Source organism: Pseudomaricurvus alkylphenolicus (genome assembly GCF_011683955.1).
Classification (GTDB): Bacteria; Pseudomonadota; Gammaproteobacteria; order Pseudomonadales; family Cellvibrionaceae; genus Pseudomaricurvus; species Pseudomaricurvus alkylphenolicus.
This window is the reverse complement of record NZ_JAAQPI010000034.1, coordinates 1-24,555: the sequence shown is the minus strand read 5'-3', so window position 1 is coordinate 24,555 and position 24,555 is coordinate 1. Positions and strand designations below refer to the sequence as shown.

21 protein-coding genes and 2 pseudogenes are annotated in these 24,555 nt (G+C 50.2%); 12 read left to right on the top strand and 11 right to left on the bottom strand.

The window, feature by feature from the left end:
• Positions 1-390 precede the first annotated feature (390 nt).
• The 4 genes and pseudogenes from HBA55_RS36095 to brnA all read left to right on the top strand — a co-directional run bounded on the left by HBA55_RS36095 (position 391) and on the right by brnA (position 3,372).
• Positions 391-1,266: a hypothetical protein gene (locus HBA55_RS36095; RefSeq protein WP_167000873.1), complete on the top strand. Its 876-nt coding sequence runs from the start codon at positions 391-393 to the stop codon at positions 1,264-1,266.
• A gap of 499 nt (positions 1,267-1,765) precedes the next feature.
• Positions 1,766-2,779, top strand: coding sequence for a tyrosine-type recombinase/integrase (locus HBA55_RS36090; protein WP_167000871.1), 1,014 nt, complete (start codon positions 1,766-1,768; stop codon positions 2,777-2,779).
• 101 nt (positions 2,780-2,880) lie between these two features.
• Positions 2,881-3,143 (top strand): annotated as a pseudogene (locus tag HBA55_RS38280) (BrnT family toxin).
• Positions 3,133-3,372, top strand: a complete 240-nt coding sequence (gene brnA / locus HBA55_RS36080) for a type II toxin-antitoxin system BrnA family antitoxin (RefSeq protein ID WP_167000869.1) — start codon at positions 3,133-3,135, stop codon at positions 3,370-3,372. The pseudogene HBA55_RS38280 and the gene brnA overlap by 11 nt, the downstream one beginning before the upstream one ends.
• A 236-nt stretch (positions 3,373-3,608) precedes the next feature.
• Here the strand turns inward: brnA and HBA55_RS36075 are convergent, their stop codons facing one another.
• From HBA55_RS36075 to HBA55_RS36065, 3 genes are all read right to left on the bottom strand, one after another.
• Positions 3,609-4,520, bottom strand: a complete 912-nt coding sequence (locus tag HBA55_RS36075) for an NAD-dependent epimerase/dehydratase family protein (RefSeq protein ID WP_167000867.1) — start codon at positions 4,518-4,520, stop codon at positions 3,609-3,611.
• Positions 4,521-5,013: 493 nt separating this feature from the next.
• On the bottom strand, positions 5,014-5,742 hold the full coding sequence (hutC, locus tag HBA55_RS36070) for a histidine utilization repressor (protein ID WP_206020123.1): 729 nt from the start codon (positions 5,740-5,742) through the stop codon (positions 5,014-5,016).
• A gap of 171 nt (positions 5,743-5,913) precedes the next feature.
• Positions 5,914-7,293, bottom strand: a complete 1,380-nt coding sequence (locus tag HBA55_RS36065) for a formimidoylglutamate deiminase (RefSeq protein ID WP_167000865.1) — start codon at positions 7,291-7,293, stop codon at positions 5,914-5,916.
• A 245-nt stretch (positions 7,294-7,538) separates the two neighbouring features.
• On the opposite strand from HBA55_RS36065, the gene hutU reads away from it, so the two are divergent.
• The 4 genes from hutU (at position 7,539) to hutI (ending at position 12,948) form a co-directional block, all read left to right on the top strand.
• Positions 7,539-9,200 carry a urocanate hydratase gene (gene hutU, locus HBA55_RS36060; RefSeq protein WP_167000863.1) on the top strand — a complete coding sequence of 554 codons (1,662 nt, stop codon included), beginning with the start codon at positions 7,539-7,541 and terminating at the stop codon, positions 9,198-9,200.
• Positions 9,201-9,231: 31 nt separating this feature from the next.
• Positions 9,232-10,788 carry a histidine ammonia-lyase gene (hutH, locus tag HBA55_RS36055; protein ID WP_167000861.1) on the top strand — a complete coding sequence of 519 codons (1,557 nt, stop codon included), beginning with the start codon at positions 9,232-9,234 and terminating at the stop codon, positions 10,786-10,788.
• Positions 10,788-11,591, top strand: a complete 804-nt coding sequence (gene hutG / locus HBA55_RS36050) for an N-formylglutamate deformylase (protein ID WP_167000859.1) — start codon at positions 10,788-10,790, stop codon at positions 11,589-11,591. The genes hutH and hutG overlap by 1 nt, the downstream gene beginning before the upstream one ends.
• Before the next feature lie 103 nt (positions 11,592-11,694).
• Positions 11,695-12,948, top strand: a complete 1,254-nt coding sequence (gene hutI, locus HBA55_RS36045) for an imidazolonepropionase (RefSeq protein WP_167000856.1) — start codon at positions 11,695-11,697, stop codon at positions 12,946-12,948.
• Positions 12,949-13,185: 237 nt separating this feature from the next.
• On the opposite strand, the gene HBA55_RS36040 is transcribed toward hutI, so the two are convergent.
• The 4 genes from HBA55_RS36040 to HBA55_RS36025 all read right to left on the bottom strand — a co-directional run bounded on the left by HBA55_RS36040 (position 13,186) and on the right by HBA55_RS36025 (position 16,278).
• Positions 13,186-13,803 carry an ankyrin repeat domain-containing protein gene (locus tag HBA55_RS36040; protein ID WP_167000854.1) on the bottom strand — a complete coding sequence of 206 codons (618 nt, stop codon included), beginning with the start codon at positions 13,801-13,803 and terminating at the stop codon, positions 13,186-13,188.
• Positions 13,804-14,264: 461 nt separating this feature from the next.
• Positions 14,265-14,426 (bottom strand): hypothetical protein, encoded by a 162-nt coding sequence (locus tag HBA55_RS36035; protein WP_167000852.1) that lies wholly within the window; start codon positions 14,424-14,426, stop codon positions 14,265-14,267.
• Between the two features lie 102 nt (positions 14,427-14,528).
• Positions 14,529-14,795: a hypothetical protein gene (locus tag HBA55_RS36030; RefSeq protein WP_167000850.1), complete on the bottom strand. Its 267-nt coding sequence runs from the start codon at positions 14,793-14,795 to the stop codon at positions 14,529-14,531.
• 643 nt (positions 14,796-15,438) lie between these two features.
• The gene (locus HBA55_RS36025) at positions 15,439-16,278 is read right to left on the bottom strand and encodes a substrate-binding periplasmic protein (protein WP_167000848.1); all 840 of its coding nucleotides are present in this window, start codon (positions 16,276-16,278) and stop codon (positions 15,439-15,441) included.
• A 952-nt stretch (positions 16,279-17,230) separates the two neighbouring features.
• Between HBA55_RS36025 and HBA55_RS36020 the strand changes: the two genes are divergently transcribed.
• The 3 genes from HBA55_RS36020 (at position 17,231) to HBA55_RS36010 (ending at position 19,937) form a co-directional block, all read left to right on the top strand.
• Entirely contained in the window at positions 17,231-17,542 is a 312-nt protein-coding gene (locus HBA55_RS36020) for an HU family DNA-binding protein (RefSeq protein ID WP_338109507.1), read from the top strand.
• A 250-nt stretch (positions 17,543-17,792) separates the two neighbouring features.
• The gene (locus HBA55_RS36015; RefSeq protein ID WP_167000845.1) at positions 17,793-18,629 is read left to right on the top strand and encodes a hypothetical protein; all 837 of its coding nucleotides are present in this window, start codon (positions 17,793-17,795) and stop codon (positions 18,627-18,629) included.
• A gap of 399 nt (positions 18,630-19,028) precedes the next feature.
• Complete coding sequence (locus tag HBA55_RS36010; RefSeq protein WP_167000842.1) at positions 19,029-19,937, top strand: diguanylate cyclase; 909 nt, start codon at positions 19,029-19,031, stop codon at positions 19,935-19,937.
• 79 nt (positions 19,938-20,016) lie between these two features.
• Here HBA55_RS36010 and HBA55_RS36005 read toward each other — a convergent pair whose 3' ends face one another.
• The 3 genes from HBA55_RS36005 to HBA55_RS38130 all read right to left on the bottom strand — a co-directional run bounded on the left by HBA55_RS36005 (position 20,017) and on the right by HBA55_RS38130 (position 22,958).
• The gene (locus HBA55_RS36005) at positions 20,017-21,258 is read right to left on the bottom strand and encodes a pyridoxal phosphate-dependent decarboxylase family protein (RefSeq protein WP_167000840.1); all 1,242 of its coding nucleotides are present in this window, start codon (positions 21,256-21,258) and stop codon (positions 20,017-20,019) included.
• Positions 21,227-21,370, bottom strand: a complete 144-nt coding sequence (locus HBA55_RS37690) for an alpha/beta fold hydrolase (protein ID WP_420821523.1) — start codon at positions 21,368-21,370, stop codon at positions 21,227-21,229. Before HBA55_RS37690 ends, HBA55_RS36005 begins: the two co-directional genes overlap by 32 nt.
• Positions 21,371-21,596: 226 nt before the next feature.
• A complete protein-coding gene (locus tag HBA55_RS38130; protein ID WP_167000838.1) occupies positions 21,597-22,958 on the bottom strand; it encodes a Fic family protein in 1,362 nt (453 codons plus the stop codon).
• 561 nt (positions 22,959-23,519) lie between these two features.
• Here HBA55_RS38130 and HBA55_RS35995 point away from each other — a divergent pair.
• Positions 23,520-23,864: a hypothetical protein gene (locus HBA55_RS35995; protein WP_167000836.1), complete on the top strand. Its 345-nt coding sequence runs from the start codon at positions 23,520-23,522 to the stop codon at positions 23,862-23,864.
• Positions 23,865-24,072: 208 nt separating this feature from the next.
• Here the strand turns inward: HBA55_RS35995 and HBA55_RS35990 are convergent.
• Positions 24,073-24,555: pseudogene (locus HBA55_RS35990) on the bottom strand (TonB-dependent receptor); the annotation flags it as partial.

Below are 24,555 nucleotides of genomic sequence, written 5' to 3'. Positions count from 1 at the left end.
TGGTTTACAAGAATATAAGGGCATCCATCTCGGACTGTGACGGCAATCCCAAGTCTCCAACGTCCTTCATATTTCCCAGGAAAGGTTTTCCTAAAGAATACTCAGGTAAGCATGCCTTTTTTGAAGTGACCCTAGCTAGCGCCCCATCGGGCGGTCAGATCGTTGCCTCTCGTCGCCTTATCTCAGGAAGTGAAAGTGTAGCTAGGTACGTAGAGCCTACTCTCAGAAAAAGTCACTTTCTGAGAACGGTATCTAGCTGCTGGAGGGTTAAGTATGAGTTTCTTCAATCTTAAACCTTCGTGCTTTAGAAATCATTTTAACTGTCATGCGGACCTACAGTTTTGTCTGGAGGGTATGGCATTCATTACTACTAGTTAAAGGGAAATAACTATGGGAACACCCTATATAGGAAAGTCAAATGATGAATCAATCACTGTAAGCGGCGCCCCATCAGCAGTAGCAAGTGCGGTGTTAGTTTACCACGATGAGGCTCAATCATGGCACACTACCACTGCTGCCTTCGTTGAATCCCTATCCCCAGAGGACTATGACGGAGATTTTCTCACCGTGATTGTTGAGGCAGGGGCAGAGGTTCTCTCTTACGTCCAAGCGATTGATGACTATATTGACAATTCCCCATTATCATCTAGTCAGATCAGCGTTTTAAATGAAGCCAAATCTAAGCTACAAACCTTATATGCAGAAAACACCGCTATCATGTTGGAATATTTGGCTCTGGCAGGACCCATAAATTGCCCGATAGTTTTTGATCTCGATGGAGATGGCATTCAAACCCTAGAAGTTGAAGAAGGGAGATTCGATTTAAATGGGGATGGGACGAAAGATTACATCGGCTGGGTTGGCCCCAATGACGGACTGCTTGTAATCGACTTGAACAACAACGATGAAATTGACAACGGACTGGAGATTTTTGGGAATTTTCACAATGGCGGTTCATACGAAAATGGTTTCGACGCTCTAAAAGTATATGATACCAATGATGATAATCAAATATCTCACCTAGATGAGCATTTTGATCAGTTGAGCGTCTGGGTCGACAGTAATTCCAACGCCATCAGTGACCCCGGAGAATTATTGTCTTTAGGCGACCTTCAAATCACAAGCATTTCTCTGGATGCCGATTTCTCTGAAGTCACTGTGGATAATGGCAATGCCATATATGGAACAAGCGAATTTGAAACATACGATGGTGAAGTGGGCCTTGTTGGTGATGTTGTATTCGATGGGTACCTTTTGGCAGTTTAACAGAATTTCGCACGTCTCCTGGCCATCCGGAGGGGGGGGTGGAAGTGGAAACAGCGTAGTAGTTATCTTCATCTCAAGGGGAGTCTAGCGCTGCGGATTTCTACGCAGGCTCTGGTGACAGAAGCTGACGAGATTTCCAATGAATCAATTATAAATCATTGATATTGATAGGGTTGATCTTCATGTTTGCTGGTGTTCAATTTTGTCGGCCCTCCTTGATTTGTTTCCGCTTATCTGACTTATGCCTACATTTTTAGCGCAATACCGATGTACTTGTCTGTGATAGTGCTGGAACCATATTCTGCGTCATCCATTATTGAAAAAATTATCCGCTTCTGTCGCTGGAGGCCAATAGGCTTTTAAAATACTCGAAATATCAGTGGCTTAGCTGTAAAGCCTGTCCGCTTTTGTTGTCAGGGCCATTGAGTTACTCGTACCTGTTTGGGTACGATAATAAACATTTATCGTACATTATAAGAAAGGCCAAAGGACTTCCCCGATGGACAGCAAAAACCCCTACATCAGTGCCGAAGCCCGAAAAGCCGCCCAGGCCCTCGACGAACAGAGTCAGCGTTTTAATACGCAGGTGGCCAAAGGCAGCGATTTGGACTACTTCTGGGGCTGGGCAAAGATCGTGCACGACGAAGACGAACATTACCCAGTCAATTGGGGCTTGGTGTTTGATTTTGTGGCCACGCACCTCACTGGTAACTTTAAACCAGAACACGAAACGGCATTGATCCAGGCGGGCTTGAAACAAAGCTCGGGACGTCATAAGGCCAGTACCGTACAGCGCCGGCTGTCGACGTTGCGCAAGAAGCACAAGGACGAAGGCCACGCTGGAGACGGAAATCCCTGTAGCCACCCCGAAGTCCTGAAACTGCTGAACGACGCTAAAAAGACACCCACACACGCCACCCGTCCCTCCAAGGCCGCGGTGCAATCCATCGTTGAGCAAGTGATCAAGCACATGCCTAACGACACCCTGGGCATTCGGGACAAAGCCCTGTTTTACGTGGCCTTTGGTGCGGGCGGTCGACGACGCTCCGAGGTGGTTCAGCTAAAAATGGAAGACATCGTTGAGCGATCAGATCGATTCTGTATTGTCGAAATCCGTGGTGCCAAGAACCAAACCTACGCCGATGAAGTGCTGACGGTGAAAATCGAAGGTAAGGCCAAGCGCTACCTGGATGATTGGCTGCGTGTCTCCGGCATCACCAGCGGCTTCATATTCCGACAGCTCGCACCACGTTCTCACGCCATTAAAGATAATGGCATCTCAGGTACGCAGCTCTACCGTATCGTTAAGAAGCGCTTTATTGAATCCGGCGTGGAGGGCGCGGAGCACTTCACCCCACACTCTTTTCGATCCGGTTTCGTGACCGAGCAAGGCAAACGTAACAAGAATATCTACGATGGCATGGCAGCAACTGGCCACAAATCCAGGGCCCAATACGAGCAGTACTACCAAGCGGGCGCCGCCCAGAACAACAGTGCGACCGATATTGAATGAGGGATGCCCGGGAAATCAGGCTTTGGAGGTAGGCACAGAATCTCTTCGATTCGAGCCTCCAGGTATTAATTAGGTATTATATTGGTATATAATCTATACCCATGAGGAAGTTTGAATACGACCCCAACAAAAGCGCCGCCAATCAAGAGAAATATGGCATTGACTTCGAAGCCGCGCAGGCGTTGTGGGAAGATCAGAGGTTATTAACCGTTAAGGCAAAGACAACGGACGAAGAGCGTTATGTTCGATAGGCCAAATCGCTGATAAGCATTGGACTGGGGTGTTTACCTACCGGGGTGACGCCGTTCGCATCATCTCGGTGCGCCGCTCTCGGCAGAAAGAGGTGGAACTATATGAAAGCTAAGGACATTGACGCAAAGGTCGATGCTGGCTCGGAAGATATTCTGGACGATTTGGATCTCAGCACGGCAAGCCGTTCAAACCTGACCACGAAAAAGGTCAACGTTGACTTTCCGCAGTGGGTAATCGATGAATTGGACCGTGAGGCCTCCCGAATCGGTGTCACTCGCCAGTCGGTCATTAAGGTGTGGATCACTGAACGGTTGGACCACATGAGCTCACAGCACAAGTGACACGGCACCTGTAGTAATCGAATCCGCAGGCGCTCGCTCTGAAGTCCCCACTTACCTTCGACCACTGCGCTGTTTATTGCGTCGATGCGCTCTCCAATGCCATGGCTCGATGGTTAACGTGATCTAGGTCATCAAGTCTCTAAGCCAATAGGCTAGAATTTCTATGAGCAATTGCACCCCGACATAGCCGGACGCCCAGCAATTGGTGCGGTAGGATCGTAGTTTATTCATGCGGATTAACCCAGATAACCATCGACTATCTCTAAAATCGCTTCGCCAATTACATTGGTACTGTAATTGAGTTCACCATTTTCCGGCTCATAACGGATAAACGAATTTCGCCCTGCAATCAGCATATCATCGGGAAACATGGGGTGCTCATCAGGACTAACGGAGAGCTCCAGCTCATTACCTGCGGCTCGCTGGTAGTAGGCTATATAGTCTTTCCAGCTGAGGTTTTCGTCCCCAACCAGATAGCCATGACCTCCTTTGCCGTTCTCGAAGGCTCCAACGATGGCTTCTGAAAGTGATTGCGTGCTTATGTGATTAACCCCGCCATCCGGAGCCACCATCAGTACATCTGGTATCCGGCCTGCCGCATATAAGCTCCAGGCCTGCAAGTGTGGCACTTCTAACCCCGGCACGTATCCTAAAATAAACGGGGCGTTAAGGCTGCAGACAAAAAACTCCTGACTGTTTAATGCCCGTAGCGCCACATCAGATTCATGTCGAGAGCGAACATAGGCGCTGGTTTTGATCAGATCCGGCTCGACCTGTGGGTAAAAGCTGCCGATATTAACAACGCGTTTGATGCCCGCATCACGCGCGCGACTCATAAAGCTTGGGATGGCAATCGTATTGGCCTGATGGTAAAAGTGTTTGTCACTCACACCTTCGGGTTTATGGCGAACATCGGAACCCGCAGCGAATAGCATCCAGTCAAATTGTGCAAGCTTCTTATGATTGACATAATCGCTCTCATCTGGAGAGCACAGGTAGCTGCCCTTAATATGCGGAAATCCGGCCACAGGGGAATCCGCTGAGGGTTTGATGCGCGACATCACAGTAACCCTATGGCCCAGCGCCTTCAAATGCAAAGCGGCGTGAGCGCCCACCAAACCAGTGCCGCCAACAACCAATATGTTCATAACAGTATCGACTCCTTTAGCTATCGGCTCCGGCATTGTTTGTCTTGCTGTCATTCATTCCCAGCTACCTGACATCGGCTTCCTATCAGTGTTTCTCGTGATTACATTCGGAAATCGGAACTCAAATATGTCAAAATTGGCGTTCACAGACAACGCTTCCAGCAAGCGTTGGTAGTTGCTGGTAAGTAAATGGTAAGATCTGGCAAAGTTGGCACAACGAATCCAAGAAGACGCGCCAGCGCACTGAAATTGTCTGGTTGCCCGATTCAGAACTCTTACTCGCTCTCGAACTGACATCGAGTGCGATTGATCTGGTTTGGGACTGGGTTACGATTGAAGATCCGGACCAGGTTGTCGAACCGATTTTTGAAGATAGAGGATGCTGTTGGGTTCGTAAAAACCACCCGATAATTGATGTTGAGTTAACTCTTGGGACATTTTTTCAAGCAGAACAGGCCGCTAGCATTGCCCTCTTCAGTAGCATTAATGAATGCTAGGGATTATAGCGACTTCCAAACTGATAACGGGATGAAGGGTGGTAAAGTTTGGTCGCCGTAACCACCGCTCCTTTTACCCAGGTGCGGCGCACCAATAACAGGCAAGGCTCTTTGGCCGTCATCTGTAAGCTTTTTCGAAGTTCCGGCGCTGGCATGCAGGCTTGCACAATTTGCTCGATTTCTTCGATAGGCCCCTTCAAGCTCATCAGGTATTCATTAGTGGTCACTTGGGTGAAATCGGTTTCAAGGTATTCGGGAGCGAAAGCGGGCAGGACATGTCGATTTTCCACCTGTATAGGCATGCCGCTTTCAAAGTGGGTGATTTCCGAATAAAACAGTCGTGACCCGGGCGCGATACTAAAGGCCATGGCAATCTCGGCCCCAGCACGCACCTCGGTCAAGGTGGTGACTTCACAGCTATAACTATGCCCTCTGGCCAGAACATCGGTGGCGATATTCTGTATTTCCAGCGGATGTGACTGGATTTTATTTGCGCCCTTCTCGGTAATAAAGGAGCCTACGCCAGCGAGCCGGGTAATGAACCCCTCGCTGGTCAGCTCTCTCAGTGCACGATTGACGGTCATTCGCGATACGGATAGTTCATCAACCAGCTCACTTTCTGAAGGCAGGCGTTTGTCGCTTGGCCAATCTCCGCTCCGAATGATCTCCAGAATATGATCTTTAACGGTTTGGTAGAGAGGAGTGTTTGTAGTGTGTTTTGGCACCGGGATTGCTTCTTGTATAGGTCGAGTTGTGCTGATTATACCTGTATAGGCTAGCAATGAGTAGATTTATTCCGCTCAATACTCCTCGGCTGAAAACAGAATTTGAACTGCCACTTGGTGAATAGAGTTGACACAAGGTGCGGCTCATATGGAAACTCCATGGCAGTAAAATTAACTGGATTGTAATCGTTTGATAGTGGCGAGAAACGCATCGGTGATGGCCGACTCGTTGATGTGGCGATAGTTTTTTATCACCCATTCGCCCGCCACCAGTACGTCCCGTACCAAATTGTTGTTACCATTAAATACCAATGCATCCAGGCGATAGTTTTCTTCTTTGCCGAAGAGTTGAGGTGTGTTTTCATCAAGAACAATGATGTCGGCCAACTGCCCAATGTCCAGCTTGCCCGTTACACGCCCGAGTGCACGGGCTCCGCCCTGTATAGCCTGATCAATTAAGTATTTAGCGGTGTGTGGCGTGGTTTCATCGGCAATGACATTGCGCCGTTGATGAATCAAGCGCTGACCATATTCAAGCCAGCGCAGTTCTTCGATGGGGCTAATGGACGTATTGCTGTCAGAGCCAATGGCAAATTGGCCGCCTTGCTGCAAGTAGGGAACAATGGGGAAGAGTCCGTCGCCGAGATTGGCTTCGGTGGTCGTACAGAGACAAACCGTTGCCCCAGAATCGGCAATGCCAGTGATCTCTTCATTGCTGAGATGCGTAGCATGGACCAAACACCAGCGTTCATCAACATCATGCTGCTCCAGCAGCCATTCAACCGGACGTTTACCGTAGCTTCGAATGGATGCTTCCACTTCAAGCATCTGTTCGGCGATATGGATGTGGACAGGCGCGCTCGAATCCATCTTCTGATGCAGAAAAGTCAGAGTCTCCGTAATCGCTTCAGGAGGAACAGCCCTCAAACTGTGAAGGGCCATGCCAAGGCGAATGTTCTTGGATGTGTTCAGCCTGGTGGACAACCCATTCAGGAGATGTTGGTAGCTCTCAACGGTGTTGGCGAAGCGGGACTGTTCCTTCTTCAGCGGGGTATTGCCGAAGTTAGATGACATATAAAGCACGGGCAAGTGGGTGAGGCCGATACCGGTATGCTGCGCGGCATTGATGATCGCATCGGACATTTCGCTCGGGTTACCATAGCAGTTGCCGTCCAGCTGATTGTGCAGATAGTGAAACTCTGCTACAGAGGTGTAGCCCGCTTTCAACATCTCCATATAGAGTTGCCTGGCTATAACCTCCTGATCCTCTGGTGTAATAGCACCAGCGTACTCATACATAACCTTGCGCCAGGTCCAAAAGGTATCGCTCGGAGAAGTGGCCACTTCACTGAGCCCCGCCATCGCGCGCTGAAAGGCGTGGCTGTGAGCGTTAGGAAATCCGGGCATGGCCAAGCCGTGTACCACAGTGGCATCTACGGCATCGGCGCCGGGCTGCACGTTCGAAATGACGCCGCTGTCGTTAATGGATACTCTGACACCAGCGCACCAGCCGATGGGCAGGTAGGCATTTTCAAACCAATAATCTTTCATTCCGTCTCAACTTTTTAGTCAAACCGACCTATATTGTATATACAGTATAGGTCGGGAATAGTAAGCCATATAGGCTGATTTCATATCATGTCGGCCATCTTATTCTATTTGTGATATCCTGTATAGACAGGTATGTATTTAGTGGTACAATGGACAAACACCGCTAATCAGTGACCAGCTATCCTGTGATAGTCGGCATATATCATTCAGTTGTAACGTAAAAAGTTACCCGCAGGAGAATGGAAATGACTAAAGCAACCCGTGTTATCCGAGCCGACAGGGGCACCAAGCTCCGCGCCAAGAGCTGGCTCACGGAAGCGCCTTTGCGCATGTTGATGAATAACCTGGATCCTGAAGTGGCTGAACGTCCCGAAGATCTGGTGGTTTACGGCGGAATCGGCAAGGCAGCACGAAACTGGGAATGCTACGAAAAAATCGTCGAGGGCCTGAAGAGCCTGCACGACGACGAAACACTGATAGTTCAAAGCGGCAAACCAGTTTTTGTGGCAAAGACCCACGCCGACGCTCCCCGCGTGCTTATCGCCAACTCCAACCTGGTACCACACTGGGCCAATTGGGAGCACTTTAACGAACTAGACCGCAAGGGTCTGATGATGTACGGCCAAATGACGGCCGGTTCCTGGATCTATATTGGTAGTCAGGGCATTGTACAAGGTACCTATGAAACCTTTGTTGAAATGGGGCGCCAGCACTATGGCGGTGACCTCTCTGGCAAGTGGATTCTCACCGCAGGTCTTGGCGGCATGGGCGGCGCTCAGCCTTTGGCTGCCAGCCTGGCCGGCGCCTGCAGCCTGATTATTGAATGTCAGGAAAGCCGTATCGATTTTCGTTTGCGCTCCGGTTATGTGGACAAGAAGGTCTACAACCTCGACGAAGCCATGTTAGTACTGAATGACGCTATCGATAATGGGGAAGCAACCTCCGTCGCCTTGTTAGGCAATGCCGCAGAGATTTTGCCCGAGATGTTGAAACGCGGCATACGCCCGGACGCCGTCACCGATCAAACCTCAGCTCACGATCCGGTTCACGGTTACCTACCCATCGGTTGGAGTGTAGAGCAGTGGATAGGAAAACAGTCTTCTGACCCGGATGCCGTTGCAGCCGAAGCGAAGAAATCCATGGCGATACATGTACAGGCGATGCTGGAATTCCAAGCGTTGGGTATTCCAACATTTGACTACGGCAACAACATTCGCCAGGTTGCGATGGAAGAAGGGGTTGAGAACGCGTTTGATTTCCCTGGTTTTGTACCGGCCTATATTCGCCCGCTGTTTTGTCGGGGTATTGGCCCATTCCGCTGGGCAGCACTGAGCGGCGACCCCGAGGATATTTACAAAACTGATCAAAAAGTTAAAGAGCTGATTCCCGATGATGCGCACCTCCATAACTGGCTGGACATGGCGCGTGAACGCATCCAGTTTCAAGGGCTACCGGCGAGAATCTGCTGGGTAGGACTCGGTGTTCGCCACAAGCTGGCTCTCGCATTTAATGAGATGGTTGCTAGCGGTGAATTGAAAGCACCGGTTGTCATTGGCCGCGACCACCTGGATTCCGGATCGGTAGCGAGCCCCAACCGTGAAACCGAGTCCATGATGGATGGTTCTGATGCGGTATCCGATTGGCCGTTACTGAACGCCTTGTTGAATACCGCCAGTGGTGCTACCTGGGTATCCCTGCACCACGGTGGCGGTGTGGGCATGGGCTATTCTCAGCATTCGGGTGTTGTTATTGTGTGTGATGGTACTGAGGCAGCCGCAAGCCGTATTGAGCGCGTGCTGTGGAACGATCCGGCCACCGGCGTCTGCCGTCACGCCGATGCCGGTTATCAGGACGCGATTGATTGTGCTAAAGAGCATGGGCTGAATATCCCGATGTTGAAAGATTGATGTGAGTTTAAAATTTAGGGAGAGACATTCAATGTCAGAAAGCCATTCCGCAAACAGCGCCTCAGCTCTGGTTCTTAATCCTGGGCAAGTCACTCTGGCTGAGTTAAGGCAGCTCTATTTGTCGGATCAACCCGTTGCCTTGGCTGATGACGCCTGGGTTCGCGTCCAGGAATGCGCCAATAAGGTCAATGCCGTCGTTGACAAAGGCAAGGTCGCCTACGGCATTAATACCGGTTTCGGTCTTCTGGCCCAGACCCGTATTCCCGACGATCAATTGGCAGAATTGCAGAAAAATCTGGTGCTATCCCACAGCGCCGGCATTGGTAAAAATCTCGATCCGGCAATTGTCCGCCTTATCATGTGTCTAAAAGTCATCAGCCTTTCGCGCGGCTTTTCTGGCGTGCGGCCTGTCGTTGTCCGTACGTTGTTGGCCTGTATTAATCAGCAAGTCACACCCTGTATTCCGGAAAAAGGCTCGGTCGGTGCCTCCGGGGATCTGGCGCCGCTGGCTCATATGGCGCTGTGTTTGATTGGCGAAGGCCACGCCTATTACCGGGGCCAGCGCCTCCCCGCTGCAGAGGCTTTGGCCGAAGCGGGTATTGAACCGCTGGAATTGGGGCCCAAAGAAGGCTTGGCCCTGCTGAACGGCACACAGGCATCCACATCGCTGGCGTTGGTTGGGCTGTTTTCCGCCGAGAATCTGTATGCGGCAGCGACAGTCTGCGGAGCCCTTTCGGTCGATGCTCTCAAAGGCAGCGTGGCACCCTTTGATGCACGTATCCATGAAGTGCGAGGCCAGCCGGGTCAGATTGTGGCGGCCAGGCTCTATCGCGACCTGTTGCAAGGCAGTGAGATTCTCGAGTCACATGTCAATTGTGACCGGGTGCAGGACCCCTATTCTCTTCGCTGCCAGCCTCAGATCATGGGGGCTTGTCTCGATCTGATTAACAATGCCAGTGAGACTCTGTTGCGCGAAGCCAATGCGGCAACAGACAATCCGCTGATCTTTGAAAACGGTGATGTGATATCCGGCGGGAACTTCCATGCCGAGCCGGTGGCTATGGCCGCCGATACACTGGCGATTGCAATAGCTGAGATGGGATCATTGTCCGAGCGTCGCATTGCCATTCTGGTGGACCCCAAAATGAGCGGCTTACCTGCCTTTTTGGTGGAAAACAGCGGCATTAACTCTGGCTTTATGATTGCCCAGGTTACCGCAGCGGCGTTGGCATCCGAGAACAAAACCTTTGCTCACCCTGCCAGCGTGGACAGCCTGCCCACTTCTGCCAATCAGGAGGATCACGTCAGTATGGCAACATTTGCGGCACGCAGGCTCATAGATATGTCGGAGAATACGGGTGGGGTCTTGGCTGTTGAACTATTGGCAACGGCTCAGGGAACGGATTTTCACGCACCTCATAAAACCTCGCCGGCACTGCAAAAGGTACACGCAATGATCCGTCAGCAGGTTCCTCACTACGATAGCGATCGTTATATGGCACCGGATATTGAAGCCGCTGCGATCATGATTGCTCGTGGTGACTTCTATTCCCTGGTCAGTGAAGCGCTGCCTTCCAGGAGGCAGTAATGGCGGCGAGCGAAGTCTATGAGTTCGTTCAGGGTGACACTCCCCTGCTGGTCAGTATGCCACACGTGGGTGCGTTGGTGCCCAACGACATTCTTGAGAGAATGACACTGGACGCCCGTCGACTGCCGGATACCGACTGGTATGTCCACAAGCTCTACGATTTTTTGCGGGAAATGGGGGTCTCAACCATTCAAGCAAATTATTCTCGTTATGTGGTTGATTTAAATCGATCCGCTGATGGCGAATCGCTCTATCCTGGTAGAAGTGTTACCGAATTATGCCCCACAACCCTGTTTAACCGGCAGCCGATTTATCGGCAGGACTGCGCCCCGTCGCAGGAAGAAGTGATAAAGCGAACTCGTCGCTACTGGCAGCCTTATCACACCAAACTGAAGCAGGAATTGGCGCGCATTAAGGATCACCATGGCTACGCACTCCTGTGGGATGCCCACTCTATTCGCAGTGAAGTGCCGCGATTTTTTGATGGAAAACTGCCAGATTTTAACTGGGGAACGGCAAGCGGGGATTCGTGCGACGCCGCTTTGACAGAAGCACTATTGAAAACCACAGCAAAGGATGGAATTTATAGCAGTGTGCTTAATGGTCGCTTTAAAGGCGGCTTTATCACACGCGATAATGGCTCTCCCCCAGATGGCATTCAGGCCATTCAGCTTGAATTATCTCAGGCGACGTACATGGCGGATGAGGAGACTCATGAATACTGTGAAGACAAGGCGAATCAAGTAAAGACTTTGCTCATTGAACTGGTTGGGGAAATGCTGATTTACAAGCCCAGTGCATAGGCATGATGGTCTGTACCCTTTCCGTTCCTTCTTTGATCAAACAATCATTGTTTGCGCTCAGAGACGGACGGAATTTTAGAGCAATGATGGTGAGGAACTACCCATGAAAGAGCACGAAGGAAGCGGAGAAGCGAGTTGGGATGCTCTCTGGACCAATGTCAATCTTGCTACCATGAATGAAGATCTTGAAAACTATGGGGTGATTGAACACGGAGCTATTGCTGTTGCCGGATCAAATATTGCCTGGATTGGAAAAACATCGGAATTGCCGAAACCATCGGTACTGAGCGCCAAGAAAGTCTACGACTGTGAAGGGAAATGGCTGACACCTGGACTGATCGATTGTCATACCCACCTGGTGTTCGGCGGTAATCGCGCACAGGAATTCGAGCAACGCCTCAACGGCATCAGCTATGAAGCCATTGCCAAAGCGGGTGGTGGCATTCGCTCCACGGTTACTGCGACGCGAAAGGCAACGACAGAAGAGTTGACCGGTTACGCGGAACGACGATTGCGATCACTGCAGCGTGAAGGTGTCACAATGGTCGAGATAAAATCAGGTTATGGTCTGGACGTAGACACAGAACTCACTATGTTGCGCGCTGCTCGGGCATTGGAGCAACGTCATCCCATTGACATCAAGACCACGTTTCTGGGCGCTCATACTATTCCCGAAGATTACGAATCACGCAGGGGAGACTATGTCAACCAGGTTTGCGATCACATGCTACCAGCCGCAGTGAATGAGAATTTGGTGGACGCTGTAGATGTGTTCTGCGAATCCATCGGATTCACTCCCGCAGAGACAGCGAAGATATTCTCAACCGCGCATAAACTGGGGCTACCGGTCAAGGTCCACGCAGACCAGTTATCCGATACCGGTGGAGCAAAACTGGCAGCGCAATACAACGCTTTGTCGGCGGACCATATCGAATACGCTTCAGAAGACAGTGTCAAAGCAATGGCCGAACAAGGCACCGTTGCCGTGCTGTTGCCCGGTGCTTTCTATTTTTTGCGAGAAACACAATTACCGCCAATTGAACAGCTTCGAGAACACAAAGTCCCAATGGCTATCGCCACCGATGCCAATCCCGGTTCATCGCCTACCCTATCCCTGTTGCTGATGATGAATATGGCGTGCACTCTGTTTCGTCTGGCGCCTGTGGAAGCCCTGGCTGGAGTCACGCGAAATGCTGCCAAGGCTCTGGGAGTGGCCCAAGAGCGAGGAACCTTAGAGCTGGGCAAGCGGGCAGATTTTGCACTCTGGGATATAGAGGATATTGCCGAGTTAAGTTACTGGATTGGCGCTAACTACTGTGTCGGAGTTGTCAAGGATGGTGTATTGGTTGCAGTTTGATCTGCGGCAATTGCAGGGTATTTACGTCTCTACGGTGTGTGAAACTCCCCGATTCTGACTTCGGACAGACAGCTGCGTGTTAAAAAAGCCCAATTATGTGAATTAGTTCAGACCTGATTGTTATTGACAGTTAATGAGATTCTACCCCCGTTGAACCGATGCCTCTCGATCTAGACCCAAACATAGTTCGCGCACAGGCCGCAAACGTTTCCAATGCAGGTGTGACATAGGGGCGCCTCAGCGCATCATTTCCAAACAGCCCTCTCTGGCCTTCTTAAACCGCACCCGATGCAGTAGGTAAATCGGTTCGATATTGAGCCATTTCATAACAATCTGCGCTGAGACCTTGTTCGCCACTGTGTTGATCACGTCGTCAAGGGCATGCTGGTGAAGCGCTATGATCGCTTCGGGTTTGGTTTTGATGGGATCACGCGACAAATGCGTAAAAATTTTCTTGATCGGCCATTGATCTCGATAATCGGATTGCTCCAAAGTTATTGGGGCCTGAACCTGAAACAGCCAATGCACCGTTCGAGCATGCCCCCGCTTGGCGCACTCGTAGAGGTGATTGTGTGTCACTCCCATCAGACTGGCCCCTTTTTGGTGAAGACAGTCGGCGATCTCGTTAAATCCATGGGTGATGGCCGTTATCAGGGCACTTGATAGCATCAGCCTTGAAGATTTGTGGTAGCGAAGCGATACCTTAACCATGGGTAAGTTGCCACGGCTGACGACCTGGTGAAGGAAGCCCGCGTTATCGGCAAGGGTTTGGGGGGAAAGCGACATCAATGCCTTTTCAAAGGCATTACAACTATGACTGGCGATAGACTGGTGGACGAGTTGCGTATCAATCATATAGGTGTTGAGGCCTAACAGACGATGTCTTGATTCTAAGCCTCTGATGGCTCCTGAGTCGGTGAACTGTCTGGATCAATTTTACCTTAAAAGCCTAACGTATGTCTTGTGTTATAACCACTCTACTATAAGGGGTACAATGGCATTTTTGCTTTCGGGCTTAAGGGCGTGATGCCACTGTTTTCAGTGATGCCCGTCGATTGCCATCGCTATGTTAGCCCAGGCCCGAATTCGATCCGGATTGGGGATCGTTTATAGACAAAAATTCGCGTATTGATTCCACAGCCTAGGAAGATTTTGCCAATCTCCAAAAAATCGGGCAAATCCTGGTGTATGGACTATAGTGATATTGTACCCCGTTACGGTAGTATCACTCTCCTCGTGAACTTTGGCCTCGATTGGAATCGGGGCCTTTTCTTAAGAGGCAGGTTATTTACCAGCGCTTGTTAGCTTTAGTGGCATCAATCATCCAATAACGACAGTTGCATTTCTTGCCGTTCAGACTTTTTCACCTGCAGTGGATGCTCTAAATGCGCTTGGGGATCTCGGCAAATAGGGCTGTCATCGTCACCATTGAGCCAACACTCTCCACAGAGTCTCTGAATATCGGTATTTTTTGTCATCGTCGGGTCACTTCACAAAGAGGTGCACAGAATAGAGCTCAGTTCGGCGAATGGCAACCCAGGTTTGTACAGGCTCAACGCTACCCGGCCAATATCCAGAATTCATTCTCTTATCACTGGGATAAGGTTTTCAACACATCTCAGGAACGCCGTTGCCAACGCCTCGAAGCCGAAGGTATAGCCATTGGCTTCTACCTTATTGTGGTGAGTCGCTCCTCCACGCTCGCGCTGCCTGTTACCAGTGGGTGCCAGCCCTGCGGTCGGGGATACTGTTGAGCCGGCAAAACTTGGCGTTGTATGCTGAATGTTTTCTCTGTTGCTCGAGAACAACGCCAGTATGCTAAAGCCCAGGCATCGATAGAGTTTCATATCACCTCCGATAAGCAAGCGGTGATGTCATCAGATGTTATACAGTATACTGATATTCGCCGAATACGGTGTGACACCGAAGTGTTCAAATCTCTGAAGCTTGGCTATGGCACGGTCAGATAGCTTTTCGGTGAACTCGTCGGCAGCGCCGAGCCCTTTCTGTCCAGACTTAGCTACCGTCGTTCGAAAGCAATTGATCAAGTTGCCACGGTGGCATTGACGGTCTGTGTGTTGGTGCTCTTTTTTAGCTTTCGGAGAAATGAAATCCGTGGCGTTGATTAAGAGTCTGGCATCCAGACTCGATTCCTTACAACCTGTGTGCTGTACGGCCTTTGAGGTTACTGCAGAGGTTAAATGAGGGATGAGGTGTTATTAATATGTACGTATGTTAATTGATGGCAAGATCGGTGTACTACCGGGACATGCTCAGCCGCTCATTTCCGGCTGCATTTATTGAGAAGGTCGCGGCTTGCAGGAGGTGCAAGTGTTCAAAGATCGTGGGCAAGGCCTGCAGGCCGAGGATGATAGTCCAATCGGTAGGCACCCCGAGGTCGTCGTGAATCACACCATGAGACCAATGCCCTCCTTAGATCAAACCAAAGAAGAATCGTCGTTACAGGGTGGCTGATTGACTGGGGTTATATCAGCGCTCTCCGGTCACCGTTGTGGGTAGGTGGCTCGTGGACTTCTGCTGTAAGAACGCCGCAATCACTCGGTCTCGATGCACCTCCAGTTGTCCCCAATATCGCTCGATGTCTTCTCGGTGCTTCTGATAAAACACCCTATTGAACGCGATGTGCTCCTGATCGGTTCGCAGGATAGACGCTTCACTCAGCTGCGTATCGATTCCCAACTGCCGAGCCACGTAACGACCCGCGAAGGTTTCGGTGACGTAGCCATCGAGCCGCCCTTTGGCCACCAGCCGCAGGCCGGAACGAATCTCGCGTGGGATGGCCGCGGCTCCTTGGGTCTTCAGTTGATCAAAGGTAATGAAGCCAAAAGGTGCACTCAATCCGGTCTTTTTTAGCGACCGGTACGCGGTGAAATTCCAGCCTCGTCCACCGGGAGCCAAAACGCGCCGACGCTCCTCCTGATCAAAAATGCCGCGATTTTGTACAAAGACAGTGTAGTCCGAGCGAATCAGAAATGGCCCCTCGGTTGCTGGAAACGCAAATTGAGTCTCACGCTCCGGAGTTCTGGTCAAGGTAAAGACCGCATCAATGCGCCCTTGTTGGACCTCATGTAAGCAGCGACGCCAGGGCAAACGATGAAAACGCACCTCCAACCCGACACTTACAGCGGCGTCAGAGACGATTTCGAACAAAATGCCCGGTTTCTTGACCGTCAAGCGATCGATGTATGGAGGGTTGATCACATCGGCCGTGCATGCTCTGAATTGGGTCAGGGACGCCGCGTGTACGCCCCCGCTGATCATCCACAGCACGTACGCTATCGCCGCCAATAGGCAACATCGTCTTATCATCTTTGTCCATCAATCCACCCGTGAAAGACAACTATAGCGCCATTTTCAGCCTCAATGCGACGGATTCTTGATCGTTGGAGGATAAACACGTCCGATTCCCTCTCATGAATGACAAGAGCGCCGCGGCCGGGCTCAGCACACCCTTGTGGTCGTCGGCGCACTTTTACGGGGTCACGGGGATCAGAACTCAGCGAAGCTGCTCTCTAGCATGAACAGACTGGATTGGGGTTGCCACTCTCGAACTGTGCCATGGATACTCAATAAGCACCTTACAAAGGCTTTAAAGATAACAGCGGTCAATAAAAAGCCCCGAGACAGGTCGAGGCCAAAGACGTACAGGAGAGAGTAATTCGCCACCCTGACAAGGTGGATACTTTCACTATAGACCACTGATCATGGCCTGCCAGGCTATTTTACAACTTGATAAAATATATCTTCAGGTCGCGCATATCAAGAAACTCTTTGTTCAGACAAGGCTATAACAGCAAGAACCTGCATGCCAGCCTAGAAAATACAATAGATTTGTCCTCATGACCATAACCGCTATCCATCCCTCAAGAACGCCACCAGGCCATTGAGACATCGAACGATGAACCGAGACTTTGCTTTGGACTTACCCCAGGTGACTTCGATATAATGGCGCGGAGTTAGTCAGCGTGGTTGATACCGCATTGATTCCGATAGATCCAGATCTATCATACCGGCGGCCAGGCATACCATCACCGATTACATTGGAACACAGGCACATCATCTTAAGATCCCAGACAAACCACTGTGAGTGCTTATCAATTGGTAGGCATCGATATCGAGATGCCAATCGAGCGCTATGATAGCTCTTTGCCACAGTGAGTGTTCGAACGCCGACCAACAAACCTCCCTACTGAGACCCCATATCCGAGCGTCAGCATCATTTTTGCGATGTGACACACAGGGTCTCAAAAATTAACGCCCAATACAGTGGGCGCCCAGACAACATAGAGTAACGCATATGACCAAGACCGAATTGATTCAATTCATTGCCGAAGAATGTAACTTCTCCAAAGCCGATGCCAGCCGCGCCTTGGAGGCCACCCTCAAAGGTATTCAGGAAAGCGTGGTTAACGGTGATGGCCTGCAAATACCCGGATTTGGCAGCTTCACCGTCAAGGAGCGTGCCGCTCGTACCGGCCGCAATCCACAAACCGGCGCTGAAATGCAAATCCCGGCCAGTAAGTCGGTGGCTTTCAAAAACGGAAAAGCCTTGAAAGACGCCGTCAATTCGTAGCCTGAGGCGATCTTCGCTCAGTCAACCCCCACTGCTCGGTTGCCTTAGCGATCGGTTGACACCGTGGGGAAGACGACCCTCGTCACGGTCAATTCAGTACCGGGAAGGAATAGCCATCCCCTCACGAAAGACCCTGACGGGATAGATTCAGACCACTGCCCTCCCCTCGCTCGCGCAAACCGAACCACACTCTAGCGCCAATAGGGGCAGCACGGCGGTAACAGATACAACGTACACCATTGGAAACACCATGCCCAAAGAGACCCTAACGCTCCACAAGAGCAACGCCGACATGGCACGCGCCCTCGAACTGACCATGGAACTGGACAGCCTGAAAACCGCGCATCAAGAACAGCTGGCCGCACTGCAGCAGGAAAACGATCGCCTCACCGGCGATTTGGCGACGGCCATTGAAGAGCGTAAAGCATTGCAATCGGAGCTGGTCGAGATCAAGGCCGAACGCGATGACCCGAACAGTGACACAAAACGCACAGCCCAGGAACTGAGAGAGCTGAAAAGTCGTCATCAAAAGCTCGAAACAGAACTTGGCGAAGAGAAAGCCAAACGCAAGGCCATGCACAGCGCGCAAAAAGAACTCAAGGCGCAACTGGCCAAATACGACGGACCTAAACTCAAATCGCAACTGGTGAATACCCGAGAAAAGGTTAAGCAACTGTCCGACGACGTCAAGCGCCAGAACACCGCTTATGCGCAATTAAAGAAAGAATCCAGGGCTTTCCAGAGCACCATTGCAGAGCTCAAAGCGAAGATCGAGAAATACACAGCCGATTCAGGCGAAGATAACCAGGATGAACTCTACAATTACGTCAGTGATTGTGAGCGCTTTGCCGTGATCTCCACGCACTTCAAACATGACGAATGTCAGCCGCACACCGAGGACGGCCTCAATTACCGCGTACTGGATCGCACCACGGGGGCCTCGCCCATTGTTCGCTTCGAAGACGGTAAAATTCGCTATACCGAGCTTGGGGATGTCCCCAGCGATGTCGAAGAGTATCTGAAATCCTCTATCGGCGTGGCCGTCGCTGCAGAGGGGCAGGTAATTACCGAAGAAGAAGTAGAATAATCGACCATCACCCGATTCGCACTGTGAACCGATGCATTCGGGGTTTTGAACACCCCGAATCAGGTAGCACATGCTCTCCAAGCACGGTGCGGCGGCTAATGTCTCCAGATCTTTTGACGGATCCATTCAAAGGTCCTGTGTGCCTTGAACGCCCCCCGTAGCGTAATCGTATAATCAGCCTGCATGAAAATACGCATATTTGACAGACTGAATCCAACGCCTCGAATATCAAAAAACCGTACGTATATCTCCAAGCACAACCTTAGCAGAGCTTTCGTCCAACCAATAACTCGCAAGTTTGGGTATTTTGAACACTGACTGGCAATTGTGGCGCCTTACCATATACTGATCTATGTTGACACCCCTATCTGCCCCATTCATTAGGAAGCGAGCTAAATCATGTCAGATTTACCTGCAGACAAGGACTTACTTGCGGCTCTATTTTCTGTGATTCCAGACTTGTTCTTTTTTGTTGAGCCCTGCGGGAAAATTGTGTACTACCAAGCAGGAAATACACGGGATTTGTACAAAGACCCGTCGGAGTTCATGCACAAGAGAATGCAAGATGTATTACCTGAAAATGTGGGAGACAAATTCGATCACGCAATGACCAAGGCCGCAGCGACGTGTCAGTTGCAAGTATTGGAATACGAACTGAGGATTTCTGACGAACTAAAATTTTTTGAAGCTCGACTAAACAAGCTCCCGAATAAAGATATTATCCCAATTATCATTCGAGACGTTACCCCCAGAATGAAAGCGGAACAATTGCTTGCACGGTATGCGTACTATGATGCAGTAACGGAAATTCCCAATCGTCGTTTTACCATTGAATTTTTGGAAAAACAGGTCGCTGACTGTGGACGTAGAGGCGAGGCCTTCGCAGTCGCGTTTGTCGACTTAAACGAATTTAAATCCGTCAACGACACATTTGGACACAGAGCTGGTGATCTTCTTCTAAAGGAGGTAGCCACTCGGCTGAAGAATTCACTGAGAGCCAGTGATACGGTGACTCGAATAGGTGGTGATGAATTTGTCATTTTATTAGGTGGAGACCCCACGGATGCCGCTGTTCTCAGCGTATTGAACAAGGTACTTCATGTTGCTGAGAAACCGGTCATACTTGGCGAAGAAGATAAGGGGATAACCACTCCAAAATTGAGTATTGGGGTGGCCTTTTTCCCCTACGACAGTCAAGACGGATCAGAGCTTCTGAGTTTTTCAGATGCGGCGATGTATCACGCCAAGACATCAAGCACTGACAGTATTTCATTCTTCAAAGAGTTAGGTGTTCAAACACAAAAATGACAGTCTCTATGCAGGTCAGGATAGGTCACTTTTCCTTTAGCTCATAAATCAGGAATTGTCGTAGCTCTAAGAGGGACTATCACTCCACCCGACCCGCCAAACGGTTTATGGTGCCAATGATGTCGTCCTCGGTAGTCAACGGGTTGATTGTGCAGAGTCGAAGCACTGTTTGGCCCTTTAGCACCGTTGACGTCACACTCGCATAACCACTGTCAGACACCTTCTTGGCGCGAAGTGTGTGATCCTCCGGATTTCCATTCTTCAAAGCGAAGCATACAACACCAATTTGCGCAGGCGTAACCACTTCCCATACATCAGGGTGTGTCCGCAGATAATCTTCTGCGAATTCCGCCAGTTGGATGCCTCGCTGTATGGCTTCCCGTATGCGATTGACGCCGTAAGTTCTCATGCTCATCCAGAGTTTAGGTGCTCGCGAACGTCGTGTCAGCTCTAAACTCCGATTACGGAAATCCACTTCCCCCGCCCCAGCTTTTACATCTTTCAAATATTCCGGTTTCATGCTGAAGCACCGTTCAAGTGCCCCAGCCCGAATCAGAAGACAACCAACATCGTAGGGCTGGAATAGCCATTTATGCGGATCCAGAACCAAAGAATCTGCTCGATCAATACCCGCCAAGTATCCTCTTCCTTGCTCTGTCAGCGCGGCTGGTCCCCCATAAGCTCCATCAATATGAAACCACATCTTCTCACGGGCACATATATCCGCTATTTCCTCTAATGGATCAGAAGTTCCCGCATTCGTAGTTCCAGCGGTACCAGTCACCATAAAAGGTCGTCTGCCACCAGACTTATCTTCCGCAATGGCTCTTTCCAGATGAGCAATTGACATCTTGTAGTTGTCATCGCTTTCCAGTACGCGCACATCTTTCGCGGTAAAACCCAATTCTCTGAGCGCACGCGGCAGTGAAGAATGGGTCTGATCAGTCAGGTAGACAACCCCAGCGCCCAACGTTGACCTTGCCGCAGAAAAGGCAGTTAGACTGGCACTTGAACCACCGCTAGCCAGAACACCCTCGGTGCCTTTGGGGAATCTCATTAGCTGACGCAACCATTCTATGACAACAAGCTCAATGGTCGCGGGTCCGGATCCTCCTGCCCACGAAGCAGCAATAGTATTAAATCCTGTGCCCATCCATTCCCCTAACACCGCGGCAAACGAGCTCGGACCGGGAACTCTCGCAAAATAGCGTGGATGATCACCACGCTGCTGGTGTGGCAAGGCGACGCTGGCAAGCAGCGCGAGTGACTCTTCCGGGTCCACTGGAAGTTCAGGTACAGGACCTCCAAGTGCGGCGTTCATCGCAGCGGTTTCCAAATCCCAACAGATCGGGTGCGATGACACGGGCGCCCGCCCTGGTAAATACCGGAATCATCTTGCGGTAGAGATAGCTCCAGGCGGGCTCCCCGTGCAGGCACAGATACGAGACTGCTGCTGGGTGTTTTCAGTCATTCGAGACGCTGTCGAAAAGCCCCTATATTATTCTGCGGAGCGTTGAGATTATCGATATGGTTGAGTTTGAATGGTACCGGAGGCCGATGGACAGGCATACTAACTCCTGATAGATCTGGCTAGCTTTTGGGTATCCGAACATTGTACCGCATCGAATTTGCGGTTGTTTATTAGCCGAGAAGAAGTGATTATCCTCTTAACTTCAGCCATTTCTGCAATTGCTTCTGCGTAATTCCTAATCCCGCAATTCTCGTCGGTGATATTTCATTGAGATCTTCCCAGACATCCTCAATGAAATCGGCTTGCGACTCAACCGGTATCATCGCCGTCGCTCGGGTGTTTATATACCTTTCCAAAGCGTCGTTAATAAGTTCGTCTGTGATAATCACTCGAATGATATCGCGTCTTTGTTGTCGATAACGAACACGAATTTCGTCAAACCCAAGAGACTCAGCCGTTACATCATATTGTTGGCAGCTATAACGATAGGAAATGGTGTACAAATCAATCAGCGGTTGCAGATCGTTGAGCTCGTAGATCGCAATCATCGCAGAGGCGTAGTCGTCTTTTTCAATGATATTAAACGACAGGGGGACCAGATTATGTTTAATCAATGCGATATTGGCGCTAAGACGCGATGTGCGTTTATTGACATCGGTAAACGCTTGCAGATACCCCACGTGCGCCAACAGAAAAATACTCTGTTCAAATGGATTAATAATTTGTGACGCTTTTTCGGCAATGGCGTGAAGCTGCTTGTCCAGTCGCGCTGAATCTTCGAGAGGCGTGTAGGTGGAAGCGCCGATTCGCACGCCGTGATCACGAACTTTACCTGCGTACTGAGGTGCTACCAGACCATCGGCGAGCAAATAATGCAGCGTACATATCTGATTGTAGCTCGCCTCAATACGATGAGCATTGTCCACCAGGTGACGAATGGCCTCTTTATGGTTGAGGATCATGACCCTCTCTTCGTCCAACTTACCTTCGACACTCGTACCCTCTATGAGTAAACGCTCGGTGTCTATGAGGGAATAGGTGTTCCCTTCCAGTCTAGAAGAGTTATAGGTGAGATCAATCAGTAATCGGTTGTATATTTTCCGGGCATAAGTACCGGCGGCTTCGTGATGGGACGTTCTTTGACCCCATTGCGTCAATTGTTCCGTACTCTGATCAGAAAGGTATTGGGTTTGGTTGGGCTGATAGCTGTCTAGCCATTGCAAATTGTAGGTCACCGGACTTCTCTGGAACAGCGGCTTCCTTACGTAGGCAATGGCTCTCGAACCCGCTTCGCTAAAGCGACCATCAGTGGTGGCTTCTTGTCCGCCTGCGGATTCACTTTGGGTCGGTACAGCTTGATAACGAGTACTGCGACCCTGACCACTCTTGGTGACCTTGCCTTCTTTTACCCACTCGGTCATCCAGCGCCGAATCGTCCGTTCGGCGTATTCGCCCTCAGGCAGCTGAGCGATTAACTCAATGAGACTGACTGGTTGATGTTGTTGTTGCAATACAGCAAACAACACGGTCTGTTTGTGATGGGTACCCACGTTGATCAGGCTCGCACTAAGGTATCGGTGGTAAGAGTAACTATTTGTCTTTTCTGGCCATTATAGCGTTTCACGGCCATATTTCAATGTTTCACGGCCATATATTTAATTCATCGGCCATTTCCCGGGCCATCTCCTGAGCCCTTGGCCGACAACGGATGGTAAACCGATCGCAATCCGTATCGTGGACGAAACAAGGACGACGTACCAAGCTTAATTTTGAGGGTTGATGACGTCACAGGACGACGTCTGACTGTGGAAGATTTGGTGGATACCCCCCCTACCTGTTGACCTATCCACCGCCGCAAGTAGATAAACAATGCGCAGGTATAGTCGATAGCGGAAAGCTCTCTAACGAAGTGATCCAAAGGATCGATCAGAGCACCGGTCCGAGCAACGATGTACGTGTGTTATTTGCTGGGTGGCGATTAGCGAATTAAATGGACGCTACCTCATTTTACGGCGAGAGCGCCTATCTCCTCTGGTCGTCGTTGCCATCCATCACGACACAACAAAAAAGACAACGACCGTAGCAGGCATCACTGTTCGGTGACAATTGAGATGACCGGCCAAAATATTTGGCGTCAGACAGTCAAGTTTGACACCACTGAGGGGAAACTCTCCAAAGCAGACATTCCTACCGAAAGAAAAGAAGCAAGTGTACATCAGCTCACTACCCTTTTCCGACTTTTATTCATTGCAAAACATCATACTTTTTCAAGCTTGGAAATGACAGCTTTACGCCACGAAGCAGAAATTCCTAGCAAAGCCTTTTGTATTCAGATAAGCATCTATATGCATTTAGACGCAATTCGAATTGGTAATTATCAATTTGGAATACTCTTAGCAACCACTTCAATTGGGTTGTCCAAATTCAAATCAAAACACTCCCCTTCAGCAATGTAGACTCTCCGTATTACTGAGAGAGCGCCTGTAAAGTGGAAACCTCAATCTATAAACTTCAGATCGCTATTAAGATTTTGCGCTGCAAAGAACAAATGCATAGCTCCCCAGAGTCCGGTAACGGGTAGCAACGACAGCATGCCTACTGCCCTTCTATTAACGAAAAGAGGCCTGTCAAGATAGGCCTCTTCCGGTTAACAACGCAAGAGCTCTAGAACCGATAAGTTCCCTGGATTGCATAGGACCGTAGACGGTCAGTAAACGCAAATCCTTTGCCAGGCATCAGAGGAACATCGTTTATACTGCCGCTGACGTATTCATCGGTCAGGTTTTTGCCAAGAAATGCAACTTCCCAACTGCCATCCGTATGGCCAATGCCGAAGCGCAGATCTACGGTCGTGTAGGAAGGCTGGTGAGCGTAAATGGGATCGGAGTCGCCCGAGGCGAAGATTTCATCAGAGTAGTTGACGTTCAGAACGCCACGAGCTTCCAAATTGCCGCTGAATGGGTAACGGTAATCAAGGTTTAGATTGTAAGCCCATTCTGGCGAGAATAAATTACGATCACAGAGCTGGCCCCCTTCCTTTGAACAGCTCATCCCCATTCTATAAGTGGATCCACGCCAAGGTTTAAGCCACCAGGGAAAGCGGCGTTGTATTGAAGTAAACCTCATCCGGTGTTTTCCGGTCAAGGC